This is a genomic window from Mycobacterium sp. UNC410CL29Cvi84 (genome assembly GCF_000686745.1).
Lineage (GTDB): Bacteria > Actinomycetota > Actinomycetes > Mycobacteriales > Mycobacteriaceae > Mycobacterium > Mycobacterium mucogenicum_B.
The window spans coordinates 332,115-349,587 of sequence record NZ_KK366011.1; the positions used below are offsets into that span (position 1 = coordinate 332,115).

Genomic DNA, 17,473 nt, shown 5'->3' on the forward strand with positions numbered 1-17,473 from the left:
CGTTCGACGTAGGTGGTGACCGACCTGACATTGCCACCCGCCTGCCCCTGTGAGAACTTGGTAACAGAGCCTTAACGCAGGCTTCCGGACGATGGGTGCCGTACCCGGTGTGCGACAAGACGGCCCGGGAGAAACATCATGTCGTGGCTCGTTCTGGTCTTGTCCGGTGTCCTCGAAGCGGTATGGGCCACCGCGATGGGCAAGTCCGAGGGGTTCAGCAAGCTCTCGCCCAGCATCGTGTTCGCGGTCGCGCTCATCGCCAGCATGGCCGGCTTGGCCTACGCCATGCGTGACCTGCCGGTCGGCACCGCGTACGCCGTCTGGGTCGGCATCGGTGCGGTCCTCACTGTGGTCTATGCGATGGCCGCCGGGGATGAGCCGACGTCGGTCCTCAAGGTCGTGTTCTTGACGCTGATCATCGGCGGCGTCGTCGGGCTCAAGCTCGTGCACTGACGAAAGGCGTTGGAGTCGCTCGAGTCTCCACGGCATCGTCGATCTGGAGCTGTCACACACGGCGACATTGTCAAAAAACCGAACATTGTCAGCCGATGCTGACAGCTCCAGATCGCAAGTGCCGCAGGGAGAGCCGACACGCCGAGCGGGCCGCTCGGCGTGTCACAGCGGCCGCAGCGACTTGATCGTCTTCATCGGGAACCGTGACGAGACGCGGTGGATGCCGGGGATCGCGAGCACCTTGCTCGTCAGGAACTGCTCGTACGCGGGCAGGTCCGCAACGGCGACGCGGACGAGATAGTCAGGCGAACCGAACAGCCGGTGGAGTTCGAGCACCTGCGGGTATTCGGCCATCGTGGCCTCGAACTTTTCGATGCTCTTCATGTCGAAGTCGGTGATCTCGACGTCGAGCAGCACCTCGAAACTCTGGTTCGCGGCGGCGGGTGAGATCAGTGCCTGGTAGCCGACGATGACGCCGTCGGCTTCGAGCCGCTGCACCCGCCGCAGGCACGGCCCCGGCGTGAGCCCGACTCTTTCAGCGAGGGCGACGTTCGCGATCCGGCCGTCTTCGCGCAGGACGTCGATTATTGCTGTGTCGAGACTATCCATGACCAATTATTGCTCACCGCAGCCTCGGAGCGCAGTAAGTGGCAACCAAATTCTGCAGCTGACCTGGGATCATTGTTGTCATGGATGCTGCGGTGGCGACTTCTCGGAAGGCGGAGGTCGCCGCGGGCGTGCGGGCCTCGCTGGCAGCCGGACTCGGCATGTATCCGATCGGCGTCGCCTTCGGCCTGCTGGTCATCCAGGCTGGCCTGCCCTGGTGGGTCGCCCCGGCACTGTCCATCGCCTGCTTCGCCGGGTCATTGGAGCTGCTGCTGATCGGCATGATCGTCGCGGTCACCCCACTGGCGACCATCGCACTGACGGCGTTCCTCGTGAACTTCCGCCACATCTTCTACGCGTTCACCTTCCCGCTGCACGTCGTGCGGAACCGGTTCGCCCGGGCCTACTCCGTCTACACCCTCGTGGACGAGGCGTACGCGGTGACCGCCGCCAACCCGCGCGGCTGGACGTCGTGGCGCCTGGTCACGATGCAGGCCGCGTTCCAGTGCTACTGGGTCGGCGGCGGTCTGACGGGCGTCCTGCTCGGCTCGATGTTGCCGGCGCGCATCGAAGGGCTCGAATTCGCTTTGTGCGCACTGTTCGTCACGTTGACACTTGACGCCTGTCGCTCTCGCGACGGCGTGCCGTCGCTCCTGCTCGCCGCCCTGAGCTTCTCAATCGCGATCGTGGTTGCGCCGCACGCGGCGTTGTTCGTCGGGCTGCTGCTGTTCATCGCCACGCTCGTGGCGCGCTACCTGTTGGTGCGGCGGCAGGTGGCCGTCGATGCTTGACCTCAAGTACCTCGCGGCCGTGCTGGCCACCGTCTTCGTCATCAATCTGGCCCTGCGCGCCGTGCCCTTCGCGATCCTTCAGCCGCTACGCAAGTCCCGCTTCGTCAACACGATGGCCACCTGGATGCCGGTCGGCATCGTCATGATCCTCGCCGCTGCCACTTTCCGATCGGTCTCCGGCGACGCAAAGCACCTGGTGTATGCGGCGATCGGTGTGGCCATCACCATCGCGGCCCACCTGTTGGGTGGCCGGCGGACGCTGCTCAGCGTCGGCGCTGGGACCCTCGTCTATGTGCTGCTGGTGAATTCGTTCTGATCCTGTGCGAAGTACTGCACCAGGCAGAACTCGTGACCTTCGGGGTCGAACATGACGAGAACGATGCCCTCGTCATAGTCGTGCCGAGTGCCTGACCAAGTTCCACCGAGATCCTCGACATGCCGGCGACCCTCATCGATGTCCGCGACTTCGACGTCCAGGTGAATGCGCACCTTCGTCGCCTTGGCCTCCGGTACCCGCTGGAAGGTGAGTCGCGGCGTCGGACCATTCCGGGAACCGAGCGTCGCCCAGCCTGGGTCGTCGCCGTGTTCGTAGGAAGGCTCGATGCCGAGCAGCTGTCCCCAGAACGTCGACATGCGGACCGGGTCGACACAGTCGATCGTCACTCCCGACCATTGGTTCGGCACCGCGGCACGCCCCTCCCTCTGTGGATCAATCATGCGCTTGGCTGCGGGTGTGGGGAAGCGTTCAATTGTCTCCGTGGACGTCTTCACGGACAGGTCGGTGCGCGCGGTCCTTCAGGATTCGCTGACTTCCGCGAAAGCAATGGCCGGGGCGCGACCGCCGGCTGGCCAACCGCCGGTCGACGGGCCGAAGCTGCTGAGCGGATTCGTCGGCGCGACCAAAGATCAACGCCTCGTGGATATTCCGGCCAACCGGCGACCATGGACGCCGAGCGGTATAAGGGTCGAACGGGGCGATCGCGTCACGTGGCTGGCCTGGGGCCGGGCGTACGCGATGACTCAGCGCGGCATCGGGACCGGGCCGAGCTTCGGGATGCTCTGCCGCGTCGGCGACGGGCCTGTGCAGATGAGCGCGCGTCCCACGTACACCTTCACCGCGGATCGCGACGGCGAGGTGCTGTTCGGCGGCCGACTGCCCGCCGAGTTGCAGCCGAACGGTGAGGTCAAGACCGACCGCATCCCGTTCGGCGCGATGCGGGGCGGCTTCACCGCCGTCGTCGTCGTGTGGCCTGATGCGTCCGACCCCCTGACTGAGCTGAAACGGTTTGCCTCCCTTGACTCTTCGGGACTGTGCACCGTCGAGCATGAGCGACTGTCTGCGCCACCCGAACCGCCGCCCGGCTGGTTCCACCATCCGCTGCTCGGGCGCGAGGACGTGTACGCGAGTACCGCCGACACCATCACGGTCGACTGCGAGGACACCGTCGGGATCATCCGTCGCCCCGTCGAGCTGGACTTGACCGATCAGGTCAGCCTGCGTTGGTCGTGGCGCGTCGACCGGCTGCCGTCGTCGTTGCCGGAGAACACGATGTTCACCCACGACTACGTGAGCATCGCAGCGGAGTTCGACGACGGGCGCGACCTCACCTGGCAGTGGAGTTCGACGCTGCCGTTGGGGCTGGCTTATCGGTGCCCGCTCGACCACTGGCGCCACCGCGAGACGCACATCGTGGTCCGCAGCGGATCGTCGGAACTGGGCAATTGGGTCACCGATGAACGGCCGGTGCTCGCTGACGCGCGTTCTGCCATCGGCGGCGAGGCGCCGAGGCGGGTCGTCGCGGTGTGGCTCATCGCTGTCAGCCTCAATCAGCACGGCTCGGCCGTCGGGGCGTTCCGCGATATCGAGCTCCACAACGGTTCCGAAGTTACGACCATCTAGCTCGGCTCGACGAGATTGTCGGTGGTCGCCGATATCGTGCGCGGCATGAAGCTTGTTTCCACCCGCATCATCACCGCCGACGTCCCGAGCCTGGTCGGCTTCTACGAATTGGTGACCGGGGCCGAGGCCGTCTGGGCCAACGAACTGTTCGCGGAAATCCCCACGCCGGTGGGCACTTTGGCGATCGGTAGCGACAAGACCGTGCCCTTGTTCGGGGCGGGTTCCGCCGAGCCGGCGGCCAACCGGAGCGCCATCATCGAGTTCATCGTGGATGACGTCGACGCGGAGTACGAACGGCTGCGAAGCCGGTTGGACGAGGTCGTCACCGAGCCCACCACCATGCCGTGGGGTAACCGGTCGCTGTTGTTCCGCGATCCCGACGGCAACCTCGTCAACCTCTTCACGCCGGTGAGAGACGATGCCAAGGCCAAATTCGGGGCGTAGTCGCTGGTATGCGGCATAGCATCTGCTGGTGAGCTTCGTCGTCTCGCCGGACGCGTACGGCCGCTACATGGGCCGATACGCCGAGCCGCTCGCGGACGTCTTCGCCGCCTTCGCCGGGATCACGGCCGGCGCCAAGGTGCTCGACGTCGGCTGCGGACCCGGCGCGCTGACAGCGCGGCTGCTGGCGGCGGGCGCCGAGGTCGCGGCCATCGATCCGTCACCGCCGTTCGTCGATGCGATTCGTCAGCGTTTCCCCGGGCTCGACGCCCGCCTCGGGACCGCTGAGGAACTGCCTTACGACACTGCGACTTTCGACGCCGCGCTCGCCCAACTGGTGGTGCATTTCATGACCGATCCCGCCGCCGGCATCGGGCAGATGGCGCGGGTGACCCGGCCCGGCGGCGTCGTCGCGGCGTGCGTGTGGGACGGGCCGACGGGTGCGCTGGCGCCGTTCTGGGACGCCGTCCACGTGATCGACCCCGATGCGCAGGATGAGGCGTTGCTGTCCGGCGCGCACAGAGGCCACCTCACCGAGATCTTCGACGCCGCCGGGCTACGCGATGTGGTGGAGGACGCCATCACCATCGACGTGCCGCACCCGAGCTTCGAGGAGTGGTGGGAGCCATACACGTTCGGTGTCGGACCGGCCGGGGACTACGTCCAGCGCCTCGATGACGAGGGGCGCGGCAGGTTGGAAACCGTTGCGCGCGAACGTCTTGGCCACGGACCGTTCATCGTGACCGCAACGGCGTGGGCGGCGCGCGGCACCGTCTGATCCGGTCACGAAATGCCGAGTGCCGCGGCGACCAGATGCCAGAGTCGTTCGGCGGCGAGATCCGGATCGGCACGCGGCGTGGCCCGGAGCTGTTGGGCGATGCTGTGCCGCAGGCCGCCGATGACGAACGCTCCGGCGCTGGCCGCATCGATGTCGTCGGGCAACTGACCGAGGGCTTGTCCACTGCGGATGTTGTCGGCCGCAACCTCGCTCATGGTCTGCAGGTGGACCGCTTCGAGTTCGGCGAGTTCGGGGTCCAGCGTCGCGCGGCCGAGCAGGATCGGCGCCAGCTCATCGTCGAAGTGGTAGACGACGAAACGGCGGGTGCGCTCGCGCTCCCGGACTCCCCAGTCGGCGTCGACGGGTAGGTGCGCGTCGGCGATGGCATGGCGCAGCCCGTGGTAGAAGTCGTCGTAAACCGCTGCGAGAAGCCCACTTTTGGAACCGAAGTGGTGATAGAGGGCGCCGGTGCTGAGCTGCGCCCGGCGCGTCAGTGCGCTCAGTTCGAGCACGCCGTTGCCGCGCACCAGTTCGTCGCGCGCGGCGGTCAGAAGTTGTTGACGTCCGATCGGGGCACGTGCCATAGTCCAAAACATAACAGAACTCGGTTATGTTTCGGCGGGAGTGGAGCAATGAGCACTGAAGTGTCATCCCTGGCGGACTTGAGCGGCGACCTGGCCGGCACCTATCGCCGAACCGAGAGCAGCGGTGCAACCGTCGACCCCGCGATCGTCGATGCCGACCTCGCCACGATGACGCGCGACGGCTACGTCATCCTGCCCGATCTGCTCAGCGCGACCCAGCTGGACGAGATTCGCGCGGCCGTGACGCCGATGCTGGATCGACACGGCCGCAACGGTTTTGAGGGACGGTCGACGCAGCGCATCTACAGCGTGCTCAACAAGACCGCGGCGTGCGACGTCATCGCCGACCACCCGCGCGTGCTCGCACTGCTGGACCGGATGTTCCTGCCCAACTATCTGCTGTCGATGCTCCAGGTGATCAACATCCTGCCGGGGGAGCAGGCGCAGATGCTGCACACCGACGACGGCTTCTACCCGCTGCCGCGGCCCCGCGCCGCGTTGGGTGCGGCGACTATCTGGGCCATCGACGATTTCACCGCCGACAACGGCGCCACCGACGTGGTGCCCGGCAGTCAATTGTGGGGTGACCGGCTGCCCGGCGACGACGTCGAGCGTAAGCCCGTTGTGATGAGCGCCGGGTCGTGTGTGTTCTTCCCCGGCACGCTGTGGCACGGCGGCGGCGCCAACCGCACCAACCGTCCACGGCTGGCCGTCACCGCGCAATACTGCGAGCCGTGGCTGCGGCCGCAGGAGGCCTTCACGCTGTCGATGACCCGCGACACCGTCCGCCGGGTGTCAGAAGACATTCGCCGCATGCTCGGCTACAGCATCCACCCGCCGTTCATCGGTCAGGTCGAAGGCATGCACCCGAAGCGGCTGCTGGAGATCGCCGGCGATCAGGCCGGCTAATCGTCGACGATCAGGCGGATCAGTACGGCACGTCGGTGGCGCCGGCGGACGTGTCCTTCTCGTCGTGATTGGACTCGTGGAACCCGAAGTCGTATGGGTTCGGACCTTGCTGCGGCAGGTCGAATTCGTCGCCGCCGTAGGGCACATCGGGATCCGGATCGGCGCCGGCCATCGGGGCAAGACTGATCGCCCCGCCGATTGCGGCAGCGGCAATCCACGTTCCTACGAGCGCATTTTTCAATCGCATGACGCCTCCTGAGGGCTTTCCCGTAACCGGGTAGTTGCCCACAAATGTTAATGGCGGCACGACTGCGCTGACGCCGAATGCAATGAATTGACGGATTCGGGAATTCCAGGTCAGGCGAGAATTTCAATTTCGTCGCCGAGCCGGTATCCCGGCGTCAACGACAATGAATCACCACTCCAGAACGACCCGGGATCGAAATAGTTCTCCCGTTTCTCGGTGACCAGCAGTCCCATTTCCTCGTAGGTGATGGCCACTGTCTCGGCGCAATACGCGGTCTCGAGCCCGGCTGCCCGCCGGCGGTTCTTCTCCTTCTCAGCGGATTCGCGAACCTTACGATGTACCAACGGAATTCCGCGTGTGTAGTCGCTGATCACCGGCGCCCGCCCGCGGAACCACCGACCCGTCAACCGGGCGGTGGTGGGAAACGCGGTGCCGTCCATGCGGGCCACCACTTTCAGGGCCAGGTCCTCCTGCTCGCGGGTGGCATACGGCGTGAGCTGGCGCAGCCAGCACCGCTGTCCGTACACGTACACCCACCGCTCGACGGCGGCGCGCAGATCGTTGAGTTGCACACCGCGGTGATGACTGCCGCTCCACAGGCATTCGAGTTTGTCGCCGAGTTCGGCGTGCCAGATCAGCGGCGGCAGGTCGTCGATGGCGACCGTCATGCCGACGTGGTTCACGGGGGCGTTGGTGAGCGTCTGAATGGCGCGGTCGGGCTTGGAAGCCCCACGGAACAACCAGATGTCGCCCGTCCGGGTCTCGGCCAGCGCCCGCTCCACTGTCACCGCGTTTCCAGTCATCTGGGCAGCTTAGACATTCCCCGGCGCTTCGCTCGGCCATAATCACTGCATGCGTGGCGTGTGGAAGTGGGTTGGCCTGGCCGGTGTCGCGGGCGTGGTCGCCGGTGGCGTGTTGGTCGCGCGCGATCAGCGCAAGCGCGAGTCATATACGGCCGATGATATTCGCGCCCGGCTGCATCAGCGGCTGGCCGAATCCGGTGGGAGCCAGCCCACGGCATAGAGCCGGTGGTCCCCGGCGAAGCCCTTCAGCTCCGCCACCCGGCCGCCGTCGAAGGTGATGTCCGCGCAGGAAGCCGAGGCGGACAAGGCATCTCGCACGGCCTTGCTCACGAGCACCTCGCCGCCGTCGGCCTGACTCGCCACCCGCGCGGCCATGGCGACGTTGCGGCCGAACAGATCGTCGCCCCGGCGCACCGACTTGCCGGTGTGAATCCCGATCCGGACCCGGACGCCACCCGGCGCCTTCGCCAATTGCTGCTGCATGTCGATGCTGCAGCGCACGGCCTGCTCAGGCTCGGCGAAGGCGATCATGAATCCGTCGCCCTGACTCTTCACGACCAGCCCCGACTGCTTCTTGACGCACCGGCCGACCAACTTGTCGTGATGGTCGATCAGCCGCACCCAGGCCCGGTCACCCATGCGCTCGTTGAGGGCCGTCGATCCTTCGATGTCCGAGAACATGATCGCGACGCGGCCGGTCGGTGCCAACTTGGCCAGGTCCGGCCGCTCCACCTCGGCCCAGCCGGCGAGTTCCTCGATCGATGACCACATCGCGCCGCCGAAGCCCTCTTTGTTGATGAGGTTGGCGGTCTGCCACATCGTCTTGACCGCGGCGCGGCCGCCGGCCAGCAGCAGATTGGTGCGGGGTTCGGACGGGGCGCGCAGCTCCTCGATCTCCTGCCGCGCGGCCCGCAGCCGGGCGCGCGTCACCCGCAGCACGATGGTCTCGACGACGACCACCACGGCGAGCACACAGATGGCGATCAGCGAGATCGTCGATACCGTCACCGCTCAAGTATCGAGGCGACGAGCCCCGATCGGGTCATTGACGGACGAACTGCACCACCGCGTCGGTGAACGCGTCGTTGTCGTCGCCGGCCGCCGTGTGTCCGGCATCGGACAGCTCGACGAACTGCGCGCCCGGGACCTTCTGCAGGAAGTCCTGCACGCCTTCGGTGCTGACCACGTCGGAGAGCTTGCCGCGGATCAGCAGGATCGGGATCTCGAGGTTGATCGCCGCGTGCTCGAGCATCTCGGCGCGCTCGAACGGGTCGTCGCCGGGCGCGGTGAGGAAGGCCGGGTCCCAGTGCCAGAACCACTTGCCGTCGCGCAGCCGCAGGTTCTTCTTGAGGCCTTCGACGCTGCGCGGCCGGGTGCGGTGCGGCAGGTACGCCGCGACGGCGTCGGCGGCCTCTTCGAGCGAGGCGAAGCCGTCGATGCCGCTGAACATGAAGTCCCGGATGCGGGCGCTGCCGCTCTTCTCGAATCGCGGCACGACGTCGACCAGGACCAGTTTGGTGACCAGTTCGGGTCCGGCTTCATGCGCGACCGGCAAGCTGGTCAGCCCGCCCATGCTGGCGCCGATCAGCGCCACCGGCCGGCCGATCTGATAGATCACCTGAAGGGTGTCGCCGGTCAGCGTCTCGAGTGAGTAGTTCGCCGTGGGGGAGCGGTCGCTGTCGCCGTGCCCACGGCTGTCCAGCGCGATCACGTGGAAGCCGGCGTTCGCGAGAATCTGGCCGGTGTTCTTCCAGGAGTGCCGGTTCTGCCCGCCACCGTGCAACATCAAGATGGTGGGCTTGTCGGCGGCGGCATCCGCGTCGCGGTTCCACTCGTCGGCCACGAGGGTCAGCTCGTCGACACCGCGGAATCGCACCGTTTGTGGACCGTTGCCGCCATCGGCCGGGGAAGTGCGTTCGTCGGTGCTCACTGGGAATCCTCTCGTCACTTCTCCTGCACGTTACCGAGCTGTGCTAACTGAACCGAACGGGACCCTCGTCACCCCACGGTCTCTAGACTCGGCCCAGGTGTCGCCGCCCGGCCGGGCGCGCGGCGAGAGGAAGGCATATGGCTGACGAGCACGGGCGGCACAGGAATCCCGACGAGGTGGACGACGACGACACGAGCGCCCCGGACGAGACCCCGGATGCCGACGACGACGCACCGGCCATCTCCGACGAGGAAGCCCTCGCCTTCCTGAAACCGACTGCACCCCAACGGGATAAGCGGGTGATCGCGGCACTGGTCGTGGGAGTGCTGGTGGTCGGCGCGCTGGGTGCGCTGGTGGCCTGGCTCGGTCAGCGTGAGCTGCAGTTGCGTCGCGACGACGCCCTGCACGAGATGTACCTGACGGCCGGGAAGCAGGTCGCGGTGAATCTCACGACCATCGACTACCGCCACGTCGACGACGACATCAAACGCGCGTTGGACACCTCGACCGGCGCCTACTTCGATGACTTCAAACAGCGCTCGACGGCGGTTGTGGACTCGGTGAAACAGCAGCAGTCGGCGTCGGTCGGCACCGTCACCGAGGCCGGCGTGGAGTCGGCGAACGACACCAGCGGCGTGGTCCTGGTCGCGGTGAAGGTGCACACCGAGGTCGGCAACGGGCCGCCGCAACGCGACCGCTACTGGCGCGTGCGGCTGACGATGCAGAAGGTGGACGACAGCGCCAAGGTGTCGAAGGTGGAGCCGATCCAATGAGCAAGCACGGGATGGATGAACCTGACGAGCCGGCCGGGGCAGAGGCTGAGCTCGAGTCGGCGGAGCCGGAACAGGATGCGGCCGAGCCTGTCGAGGCCGAGCCGGCGGCACCCAAAGATGCTGTGCCGCAGTCGAACCCGGGCATCGCTTGGGTGCGGGTGGCGGCGTACCGGATCCTGCCGGTGCTCGCGCTCGTGCTCGCGGTTGTCGCGGGCGGGCTGTGGTACCTGACGTCGCGGCACGGCAATGAGGCCGACCAGGCCGCCGTGATCAAGGTGGCCAGCGACGGCACCGTCGCCCTGCTGTCGTATGAGCCGGACACGGTCCGTCAACAACTGACCGACGCGCGCAAGCTGCTCACCACACCGTTCCTCGATGAGTACACGACGCTGACCAAGTCGGTGATCCCCGGCGCCGAGCAGCGGCACATCTCGGCGGCGACGTCGGTTCCGGCCGCGGCCGCGGTGTCGGTCGAGGAAAACCACGCCGTGGTGCTGGTGTTCGTCAACCAGATCGTCCGGGTCGGTGACCAACTGCCGACCAGCACCCCGACCAGCGCGCGGGTGACCCTGGAACGACTGGGGGGCCAGTGGCTGATCGCCAAGTTCGAACCGGTGTGACCGTCGCGATTTGTGCACGATTTTCCGCGGTCGGCGCGGATTTTCGTGCACAAATCCCGGGGCGGTGGACGTGAACCGGATGGCGGCCGCCGACGCCCAGAGTTTCTGGATGTCGGCGAAAATCCCCAACGACATGTTTCTGGTGTGCGGGTTCGACGGTGTGCCCGCCGACCTGGACGCCGCGCTGGCGGCGGTACGCCACAACGTGTCCGCGTGCCCAGAGTTGTTGGTACGCATCGACGATTCGCATTCCTGGCGCTATCCGTCGTGGGTGCGGTCCGATGCCCCGCAGATCGTCGTCCACGAACCCGGCGAAACCACCTGGTCCGGGTGCCTGGACGCCATATGCGCCCTGGCCGCGAGCGACCAGCTCGACGCGACCGTGCAGGCGTGGCGACTGCATGTCTTCGTCGGCGTCACCGGCATACCGGAGACCACGGGGGCAGGCACGGTCGCCGTCGTGCAGATGTCGCACGCCCTCGCCGACGGGCGGCGCGCGACGGCACTCATGGGGCGAATCTTCGGCCGGGACCAACCGGTGCCTGCGGTGGTCGAGTCGCGGTTGGGGACGTGGGCGCTGCCGTACCTGGCGTGGCGGGCCAGCGCCGCACACCGGCAACTCGTGCACGACACGGCGTCGGGTGCTGTTGCCGCACCGGCCGATTCGTGGCCGGTGCAGCCGACCAACAACGCGCCGGCGGGCCCCGACACATTGCGGACGGTGGTCCGTCACCGTACGCATCTGCCCGGGCCGACGGTGACGGTCGGCGTGCTGGCGGCCATCTCGGAGGCGCTGGCGGCCGAGCTGGGCGGTGTCACCGCGCTCGGGGCCGAGGTGCCCATGGCCAAGACCGGCACCCGCCGGGCCTACAACCACTACGGCAACGTCGGCGTGGCATTGCACCCGGAATTGCCCTTTCACGAGCGGGCGGCCCGGATCGAGACGGAACTCGCCACGCGGCGGCAGCGGTTCGAGCATCCCGCGGCCGCGGCGAGCGACGCCGCTACCGCGGCGGTTCCGGCACGGCTGCTGCGTTGGGGCACTGAGCAATTCGACCCGCACGCGCGGTCGACGACGGTCACCGGCAACACCGTGGTGTCGAGCGTCAACCGCGGCCCGGCCGATCTGACGTTCGGCGGGTGCCCGGTGGTATTGACCACGGCGTGTCCGGCGCTGTCGCCGATGATGGGGCTGACACACGGCGTGCACGGCATCGGGGACACCGTCACGATCAGCGTGCATGCGTCCCCGTCGGCCTTACCGGATGTCGAATCGTATGTGGAACGGTTGTCTGCGGTTCTGGACTCCGGGGGCTAAATTCATCGCGTGACTGCTTACGCGTTCTCGATCCTGCTCCTTCGGGTGGTGCTCGGTCTGACCATGGCTGCGCACGGGTACAACAAGTTCTTCGGCGGTGGCCGGATCCCGGGTACCGCCGCCTGGTTCGACAGCATCGGCATGAAGCCGGGCATGCTGCACGCCCGTCTGGCTGCCGGCACCGAAATCCTTGCCGGCCTGGGTCTGGCGGTCGGTTTCCTGACGCCCATTCCGGCCGCGGGGTTCGTGGCACTGATGGTGGTGGCCGCGTGGACCGTGCACCGCGAAAACGGTTTCTTCATCGTGAAATCCGGCTGGGAGTACAACCTGGTACTGGGTGTCGCGGCGGTGGCGATCGCGGGCACCGGCGCGGGCCGTTACAGCCTGGACTGCCTGCTCTTCCACAACAGCGGCTTCTACCACCTGCTGCACGGCTGGTGCGGGTTGCTGATCGCCGTCGGGCTCGGCCTTGCCGGTGGCATCGGGCAGCTGCTGATCTTCTTCCGGCCGCCCGCCAAGGTCTGAGCACCTGCGGTTGGCCCGGCGTCCAGGGCGGTTTCTCGAACGTCTGCGCCCGGGCCACAGAAGCAACTGTGGGGATCTGATTCCGTCAGACTAGAACACGTTCTAGTCTGACGGGTATGGGCTTTCTCACGCAGGACACTCCTGTCATCGACTTCGAGGAGTGGAACAAGGGCACCCGCGCGCAGAAGATCGTCCCCATGGCCCGGCACTGGGCCGAGACGGGCTTCGGCACTCCGGTGGCACTGCACCTGTTCTACGTCGTCAAGATCTGCCTCTACATCCTGGGTGGCTGGCTGATCGCGTTGTCCACCAAGGGGATCGACGGATTTACGAACGTCGCGGCGTGGTGGACCGAGCCGATCGTCTTCGAGAAGGTCGTGCTGTACACGATGCTGTTCGAGGTCATCGGCCTCGGCTGCGGGTTCGGCCCGCTGAACAACCGCTTCTTCCCGCCGATGGGCTCGATCCTGTACTGGCTGCGGCCGAAGACCATTCGTCTGCCGCCGTGGCCCGGCCGCATCCCGCTGACCAAGGGCGACGCCCGCGGGCCGGTCGATGTGCTGCTCTACGCCGCGCTGCTGGTCCTGCTCGTCGTCGCGCTGTGCGCCGACGGCACCGGCCCCGTCCTGCCCGGCGCGCACGTCGGCGTGCTCCCGATGTGGCACATCTGGGCCATCCTCGGGGTGCTGGCGCTGGCGGGCCTACGCGACAAGGTCATCTTCCTGGCCGCCCGCGGTGAGGTGTACGGCTCGTTCACCGTCGCCTTCCTGTTCGCCGGCTACGGTGTCGACCTGATCATCGCCGCCAAGCTCGTGTGCATGGTGATCTGGCTGGGCGCCGCGACGTCGAAACTCAACCACCACTTCCCATTCGTCATCTCCACGATGATGAGCAACAACCCCGTCCTGCGGCCGAAGTTCATCAAGCGCGCGTTCTTCGAACACTTCCCGGACGACCTGCGCCCCGGTCGCCCGTCGCGCTTCATGGCGCACTTCAGCACCCTCATCGAAGGTGCGGTGCCGCTGGTGCTGTTCTTCAGTGGCGGTGGCTGGCCGACGTACATCGCCGCCTTCGTGATGCTGTGCTTCCACTTCGGCATCCTGTCGGCGATCCCGATGGGTGTGCCGCTGGAGTGGAACGTCTTCATGATGTTCTGCGTCGTGACGCTGTTCGTCGGGCACGCCGACATCGGCCTCACGGACCTGACGTCGCCGTGGCCGCTCGTGCTGTTCGCGGTCGTCGCGGGCACCGTCGTCGTCGGAAACCTGCTCCCGCGCAAGGTGTCTTTCCTGCCGGGCATGCGGTACTACGCCGGCAACTGGGACACGTCGCTGTGGTGCATCAAGCCGTCGGCTTCGGAGAAGATCGAGAAGAACATCGTCGCGATCGCCAGCATGCCCGCCACCCAGATGGAGCGGTATTACGGCAGCCCCGAGAACGCGCAGATGTATCTGTACATGGGCTATGCGTTCCGCGCCTTCAACACGCACGGCCGCGCGCTGTTCACGCTCGCGCACCGCGCGATGGCCGGGCTGGACGAGGCCGACTACACCCTGACCGACGGCGAGCGGATCGTCTCGACCGCTATCGGCTGGAACTTCGGCGACGGCCACATGTCCAATGAACAACTCGTGGCGGCGCTGCAGGAGCGCTGCCATTTCGAGCCCGGTGAGGTGCGGATCGTCATGCTCGACGCACAGCCCATCCACCGGCAGACGCAGCAGTACCGCTTGGTCGACGCCGCCACCGGCGAGTTCGAGCGCGGCTACGTGAAGGTCAAGGACATGGTCACGCGGCAGCCCTGGGCCGACGACGTGCCGGTGTACGGCGTCACTAGCGCATGACGTCGCGGACCTTGACGTCCTCCATGCCGGCGAACAGCAGGCTGTTGGCAACGTCGAGATGCTTGCGCCAATGCGCTTCGGCGGCCGCGGCATTGCCGGAGCGCATGAGCGTCATCAGCCGGCGGTAGGACTTCATCAAGATGTCGTAGTCCGCCTTGGACATCGGGCGGTTCTCACGCATCGCGAAGGCGATGTGGCGAACGGTGATCTCGTGCAGCATGCCGGTGATGATGGACAGCGTCGCGTTGCCGGACAGCTCGACCATGCGCCGGTGGAAGTCGCCGGTCGTCTCGGCCATGCGGCCCGTCTCGTATCCGGACGGGACGTACTCGGCCAGCATGGTGTCGAGTTCGTCGAACGCCGCAGTGTTGCCCTGCTCGGTCAGCAGCCGTACGACGGTGGGTTCGATCCCGGAGCGGGCGGTGGTCACGTCGGAGATCGTCGCGCCGGACAGCTCCAGCAGCAGGCCCGCGGGGCGGGCGACGATCTCGGGTCCGGGCACACGGACGCGGGCGCCGGTGCGCGATCCGCGTCGGACCTCCACGAGGCGCTCGGATTCCAGGACTCGGACGGCCTCGCGCAGGGTCGGGCGGCTGACCCCGAAGTGGGCCATCAGCTCGGCCTCGTTGGGCAGGAAGTCGCCTTCCTTGAGCTGGCCGTCGACGACCATACGGCGCAAGGTGCCGGCCACCAGTTCCGCGGTTTTGGGGGAGCGGATGGGGCCGCTGGCCGAGGATGGCACAGTACGTGGGTCGATCATCGGCGACAACGGCGGAGTCTGCGCCATCTGGGCCCTCCTTGAACCGATTGTCTTGGCCTCGTGTTAGGCAACTCAGTAAACCATGTGAGACGGCGCGAGCCGTTCATTCCCGACAATGGCGCTTGTCTACCAACTAGTAGGTTGACCTAGTAAACCTTCTGTTCTATGTTCGCAGATATGGGCGCCTTTACAGGTGTCAATACCGAGTCGATATTCAACGTTGAAGGAGAAGTCCGTGGCTGAAGCAGTCATCGTCGAAGCGGTCCGCTCGCCCATCGGGAAGCGCAACGGCGCCCTGTCGGGTGTGCATCCGGCCGAGCTCTCGGCTCAGGTGCTGAACGGTCTGGTGCAGCGCGCGGGCGTCGACCCGGCGCTCGTCGACGACGTCATCTGGGGCTGCGTCATGCAGGCCGGCGAGCAGGCACTCGACATCGCCCGCACCGCGGTGCTCACCGCCGGCTGGCCCGAGACCGTGCCCGGTGTCACCGTCGACCGCCAGTGCGGCTCCAGCCAGCAGTCGGTGCACTTCGCCGCCGCCGGTGTGGTCGCCGGCCACTACGACGTCGTCGTCGCCGGTGGTGTCGAATCGATGTCGCGCACCCCGATGGGCTCGTCGCTCGCCAACGGTGGGCACCCGTACCCGGAGGCGTTCCGCGCCCGTTACGACCAGACCCCGAACCAGGGCACCGGCGCCGAGATGATGGCCGAGAAGTGGGGCCTGTCCCGCACCCAGCTCGACGAGTTCTCGCTGCGGTCACACGAAAAGGCCGCTGCCGCACAGGATGCCGGCGCCTTCAAAGACCAGATCGTGGGTATCAAGGACCAGGACGGCAATGTCGTGACCGAAGACGGCGGCATCCGCCGCGGCGGTACCGTCGAGTCCATGGCCGCCATCAAGCCGGCCTTCAAGGAAGACGGCGTCATCCACGCCGGCAACTCCTCGCAGATCTCCGACGGCGCGGCCGCGCTGCTGATCATGTCCGCCGAGAAGGCAAAAGAGTTGGGCCTCAAGCCTCTTGCCCGCCTGCACACCGGCGTCCTGGCCGGCGCCGACCCGGTGATGATGCTGAGCGCCCCGATCCCCGCCACGCAGAAGGCGCTGGCCAAGTCCGGTCTGAGCGTCGGCGACATCGGCGTGTTCGAGGTCAACGAGGCCTTCGCGCCGGTTCCGATGGCCTGGCTCAAGGACATCGGCGCCGACGAGAACCGCCTGAACCCGAACGGCGGCGCCATCGCCCTGGGCCACCCGCTCGGCGGTTCCGGTGCCCGCATCATGACCACCCTGCTGTACCACATGCGGGACAACGGAATTCAGTACGGCTTCCAGACCATGTGTGAGGGCGGCGGCCAGGCCAACGCGACCATCCTGGAGCTCCTGTGACCTCGGTGTCCGCCGAACCCGGCGCCCTCTCCGAACGCCGCGGCAACGTCCTGCTGATCACGATCAACCGGCCCGACGCCCGCAACGCCGTGAACCAGGCCGTCAGCATCGGTGTCGGTGACGCACTGCAGGCCGCGCAGGACGACCCCGAGATCCGGGCCGTCGTGATCACCGGCTCCGGCGACAAATCGTTCTGTGCCGGTGCGGATCTCAAGGCGATCTCGCGCGGCGAGAACCTCTTCCACCCGGACCACACGGACTGGGGCTTCGCCGGCTACGTCAGCCATTTCATCGACAAGCCCACCATCGCGGCCGTCAACGGCACGGCCCTGGGCGGTGGCTCGGAACTCGCGCTGGCCAGCGACCTGGTGGTCGCCGAGGAGAGCGCGAAATTCGGTCTGCCGGAAGTGAAACGGGGCCTGATCGCGGGCGCCGGTGGTGTGTTCCGGATCGTCGAGCAGTTGCCGCGCAAGGTGGCACTGGAACTGCTGTTCACCGGTGAGCCGATCACGTCGGCCGACGCGCTGCGCTGGGGCCTGATCAACCAGGTGGTCCCGGACGGCACCGTCGTCGACGCGGCTCTGGCGCTGGCGGAACGGATCACGTCCAATGCGCCGTTGGCCGTGCAGGCCAGCAAGCGGGTGGCGTACGGCGCCGACGACGGCGTGGTGACCGGTGAGAAGGACGGCTGGCGGCGCACCAACCGGGAGTTCGTGACCCTGTTGCAGTCCGAGGACGCGAAGGAAGGCCCGCTGGCGTTCGCGCAGAAACGTCAGCCTGTATGGAAATCCAAGTGACGGAGAAGAAATC

The 17,473-nt window shown here is 66.8% G+C and carries 22 protein-coding genes and 1 riboswitch; of the genes, 14 read left to right on the forward strand and 8 right to left on the reverse strand.

Annotation, left to right across the window (positions count from 1 at the left end; translation table 11 throughout):
* Positions 1 to 63 precede the first annotated feature (63 nt).
* Positions 64 to 129, forward strand: a riboswitch (guanidine-III (ykkC-III) riboswitch).
* A 9-nt stretch (positions 130 to 138) separates the two neighbouring features.
* Positions 139 to 453 (forward strand): DMT family transporter, encoded by a 315-nt coding sequence (locus BR47_RS0128625; RefSeq protein WP_020099242.1) that lies wholly within the window; start codon positions 139 to 141, stop codon positions 451 to 453.
* Between the two features lie 162 nt (positions 454 to 615).
* Here BR47_RS0128625 and BR47_RS0128630 read toward each other — a convergent pair whose 3' ends face one another.
* Entirely contained in the window at positions 616 to 1,062 is a 447-nt protein-coding gene (locus tag BR47_RS0128630) for an Lrp/AsnC family transcriptional regulator (RefSeq protein WP_020099243.1), read from the reverse strand.
* Between the two features lie 92 nt (positions 1,063 to 1,154).
* Here BR47_RS0128630 and BR47_RS0128635 point away from each other — a divergent pair, with 92 nt between their 5' ends.
* Together BR47_RS0128635 and BR47_RS0128640 are read left to right on the forward strand one after the other, a co-directional pair.
* Positions 1,155 to 1,850, forward strand: a complete 696-nt coding sequence (locus BR47_RS0128635) for an AzlC family ABC transporter permease (protein ID WP_318639504.1) — start codon at positions 1,155 to 1,157, stop codon at positions 1,848 to 1,850.
* A complete protein-coding gene (locus tag BR47_RS0128640; RefSeq protein ID WP_029121580.1) occupies positions 1,843 to 2,166 on the forward strand; it encodes a branched-chain amino acid transporter permease in 324 nt (107 codons plus the stop codon). Before BR47_RS0128635 ends, BR47_RS0128640 begins: the two co-directional genes overlap by 8 nt.
* Here BR47_RS0128640 and BR47_RS0128645 read toward each other — a convergent pair.
* A complete protein-coding gene (locus BR47_RS0128645) occupies positions 2,139 to 2,513 on the reverse strand; it encodes a VOC family protein (RefSeq protein ID WP_231506800.1) in 375 nt (124 codons plus the stop codon). The two genes, BR47_RS0128640 and BR47_RS0128645, sit on opposite strands and share 28 nt — an antisense overlap.
* 94 nt (positions 2,514 to 2,607) lie before the next feature.
* On the opposite strand from BR47_RS0128645, the gene BR47_RS0128650 reads away from it, so the two are divergent.
* From BR47_RS0128650 to BR47_RS0128660, 3 genes are read left to right on the forward strand one after another with little or no spacing between them, the layout of a single operon-like run.
* Positions 2,608 to 3,750, forward strand: a complete 1,143-nt coding sequence (locus BR47_RS0128650) for a DUF3047 domain-containing protein (RefSeq protein WP_029121582.1) — start codon at positions 2,608 to 2,610, stop codon at positions 3,748 to 3,750.
* Positions 3,751 to 3,795: 45 nt separating this feature from the next.
* A complete protein-coding gene (locus BR47_RS0128655; RefSeq protein WP_029121583.1) occupies positions 3,796 to 4,194 on the forward strand; it encodes a VOC family protein in 399 nt (132 codons plus the stop codon).
* Between the two features lie 28 nt (positions 4,195 to 4,222).
* Positions 4,223 to 4,969, forward strand: coding sequence for a class I SAM-dependent methyltransferase (locus tag BR47_RS0128660; protein WP_029121584.1), 747 nt, complete (start codon positions 4,223 to 4,225; stop codon positions 4,967 to 4,969).
* Between the two features lie 5 nt (positions 4,970 to 4,974).
* On the opposite strand, the gene BR47_RS0128665 is transcribed toward BR47_RS0128660, so the two are convergent.
* Positions 4,975 to 5,565, reverse strand: a complete 591-nt coding sequence (locus BR47_RS0128665; protein WP_502685835.1) for a TetR/AcrR family transcriptional regulator — start codon at positions 5,563 to 5,565, stop codon at positions 4,975 to 4,977.
* Between the two features lie 36 nt (positions 5,566 to 5,601).
* On the opposite strand from BR47_RS0128665, the gene BR47_RS0128670 reads away from it, so the two are divergent.
* Positions 5,602 to 6,462 (forward strand): phytanoyl-CoA dioxygenase family protein, encoded by an 861-nt coding sequence (locus BR47_RS0128670; protein WP_029121586.1) that lies wholly within the window; start codon positions 5,602 to 5,604, stop codon positions 6,460 to 6,462.
* Positions 6,463 to 6,481: 19 nt separating this feature from the next.
* Here the strand turns inward: BR47_RS0128670 and BR47_RS32885 are convergent, their stop codons facing one another.
* The 4 genes from BR47_RS32885 to BR47_RS0128690 all read right to left on the reverse strand — a co-directional run bounded on the left by BR47_RS32885 (position 6,482) and on the right by BR47_RS0128690 (position 9,442).
* Positions 6,482 to 6,709, reverse strand: coding sequence for a hypothetical protein (locus BR47_RS32885; protein WP_029104726.1), 228 nt, complete (start codon positions 6,707 to 6,709; stop codon positions 6,482 to 6,484).
* Positions 6,710 to 6,819: 110 nt separating this feature from the next.
* The gene (locus tag BR47_RS0128680; protein WP_029104727.1) at positions 6,820 to 7,512 is read right to left on the reverse strand and encodes a guanylate cyclase; all 693 of its coding nucleotides are present in this window, start codon (positions 7,510 to 7,512) and stop codon (positions 6,820 to 6,822) included.
* A gap of 177 nt (positions 7,513 to 7,689) precedes the next feature.
* On the reverse strand, positions 7,690 to 8,520 hold the full coding sequence (locus BR47_RS0128685; RefSeq protein ID WP_020099254.1) for an adenylate/guanylate cyclase domain-containing protein: 831 nt from the start codon (positions 8,518 to 8,520) through the stop codon (positions 7,690 to 7,692).
* A 34-nt stretch (positions 8,521 to 8,554) separates the two neighbouring features.
* Positions 8,555 to 9,442, reverse strand: a complete 888-nt coding sequence (locus BR47_RS0128690; protein ID WP_051635070.1) for an alpha/beta fold hydrolase — start codon at positions 9,440 to 9,442, stop codon at positions 8,555 to 8,557.
* 137 nt (positions 9,443 to 9,579) lie between these two features.
* Here BR47_RS0128690 and BR47_RS31780 point away from each other — a divergent pair, with 137 nt between their 5' ends.
* From BR47_RS31780 to BR47_RS0128715, 5 genes are all read left to right on the forward strand, one after another.
* Complete coding sequence (locus BR47_RS31780) at positions 9,580 to 10,215, forward strand: Rv1363c family protein (RefSeq protein ID WP_051635071.1); 636 nt, start codon at positions 9,580 to 9,582, stop codon at positions 10,213 to 10,215.
* Positions 10,212 to 10,835: a hypothetical protein gene (locus BR47_RS0128700; RefSeq protein ID WP_029121588.1), complete on the forward strand. Its 624-nt coding sequence runs from the start codon at positions 10,212 to 10,214 to the stop codon at positions 10,833 to 10,835. Before BR47_RS31780 ends, BR47_RS0128700 begins: the two co-directional genes overlap by 4 nt.
* A 79-nt stretch (positions 10,836 to 10,914) precedes the next feature.
* Complete coding sequence (locus BR47_RS0128705) at positions 10,915 to 12,153, forward strand: WS/DGAT domain-containing protein (protein ID WP_036428069.1); 1,239 nt, start codon at positions 10,915 to 10,917, stop codon at positions 12,151 to 12,153.
* 9 nt (positions 12,154 to 12,162) lie between these two features.
* Positions 12,163 to 12,678 carry a DoxX family protein gene (locus BR47_RS0128710; protein WP_029121590.1) on the forward strand — a complete coding sequence of 172 codons (516 nt, stop codon included), beginning with the start codon at positions 12,163 to 12,165 and terminating at the stop codon, positions 12,676 to 12,678.
* Between the two features lie 116 nt (positions 12,679 to 12,794).
* Complete coding sequence (locus BR47_RS0128715; protein WP_029121591.1) at positions 12,795 to 14,522, forward strand: DUF3556 domain-containing protein; 1,728 nt, start codon at positions 12,795 to 12,797, stop codon at positions 14,520 to 14,522.
* Here the strand turns inward: BR47_RS0128715 and BR47_RS0128720 are convergent.
* Entirely contained in the window at positions 14,512 to 15,309 is a 798-nt protein-coding gene (locus BR47_RS0128720; protein ID WP_020099261.1) for a FadR/GntR family transcriptional regulator, read from the reverse strand. The genes BR47_RS0128715 and BR47_RS0128720 overlap by 11 nt on opposite strands.
* A gap of 208 nt (positions 15,310 to 15,517) precedes the next feature.
* On the opposite strand from BR47_RS0128720, the gene BR47_RS0128725 reads away from it, so the two are divergent.
* Together BR47_RS0128725 and BR47_RS0128730 are read left to right on the forward strand one after the other, a co-directional pair.
* Positions 15,518 to 16,663: a thiolase family protein gene (locus BR47_RS0128725; RefSeq protein ID WP_029121592.1), complete on the forward strand. Its 1,146-nt coding sequence runs from the start codon at positions 15,518 to 15,520 to the stop codon at positions 16,661 to 16,663.
* A complete protein-coding gene (locus BR47_RS0128730; RefSeq protein ID WP_020099263.1) occupies positions 16,660 to 17,460 on the forward strand; it encodes a crotonase/enoyl-CoA hydratase family protein in 801 nt (266 codons plus the stop codon). The genes BR47_RS0128725 and BR47_RS0128730 overlap by 4 nt, the downstream gene beginning before the upstream one ends.
* Positions 17,461 to 17,473 lie beyond the last annotated feature (13 nt).

Bases quoted from the DNA above. Each gene is read 5' to 3' on its own strand.
- BR47_RS0128625 (WP_020099242.1), top strand. From the start codon at position 139: ATGTCGTGGCTCGTTCTGGTCTTGTCCGGTGTCCTCGAAGCGGTATGG.
- BR47_RS0128630 (WP_020099243.1), bottom strand. From the start codon at position 1,062: ATGGATAGTCTCGACACAGCAATAATCGACGTCCTGCGCGAAGACGGC.
- BR47_RS0128640 (WP_029121580.1), top strand. From the start codon at position 1,843: ATGCTTGACCTCAAGTACCTCGCGGCCGTGCTGGCCACCGTCTTCGTC.
- BR47_RS0128655 (WP_029121583.1), top strand. From the start codon at position 3,796: ATGAAGCTTGTTTCCACCCGCATCATCACCGCCGACGTCCCGAGCCTG.
- BR47_RS0128665 (WP_502685835.1), bottom strand. From the start codon at position 5,565: ATGTTTTGGACTATGGCACGTGCCCCGATCGGACGTCAACAACTTCTG.
- BR47_RS0128670 (WP_029121586.1), top strand. From the start codon at position 5,602: ATGAGCACTGAAGTGTCATCCCTGGCGGACTTGAGCGGCGACCTGGCC.
- BR47_RS32885 (WP_029104726.1), bottom strand. From the start codon at position 6,709: ATGCGATTGAAAAATGCGCTCGTAGGAACGTGGATTGCCGCTGCCGCA.
- BR47_RS0128680 (WP_029104727.1), bottom strand. From the start codon at position 7,512: ATGACTGGAAACGCGGTGACAGTGGAGCGGGCGCTGGCCGAGACCCGG.
- BR47_RS31780 (WP_051635071.1), top strand. From the start codon at position 9,580: ATGGCTGACGAGCACGGGCGGCACAGGAATCCCGACGAGGTGGACGAC.
- BR47_RS0128700 (WP_029121588.1), top strand. From the start codon at position 10,212: ATGAGCAAGCACGGGATGGATGAACCTGACGAGCCGGCCGGGGCAGAG.
- BR47_RS0128705 (WP_036428069.1), top strand. From the start codon at position 10,915: ATGGCGGCCGCCGACGCCCAGAGTTTCTGGATGTCGGCGAAAATCCCC.
- BR47_RS0128715 (WP_029121591.1), top strand. From the start codon at position 12,795: ATGGGCTTTCTCACGCAGGACACTCCTGTCATCGACTTCGAGGAGTGG.
- BR47_RS0128720 (WP_020099261.1), bottom strand. From the start codon at position 15,309: ATGGCGCAGACTCCGCCGTTGTCGCCGATGATCGACCCACGTACTGTG.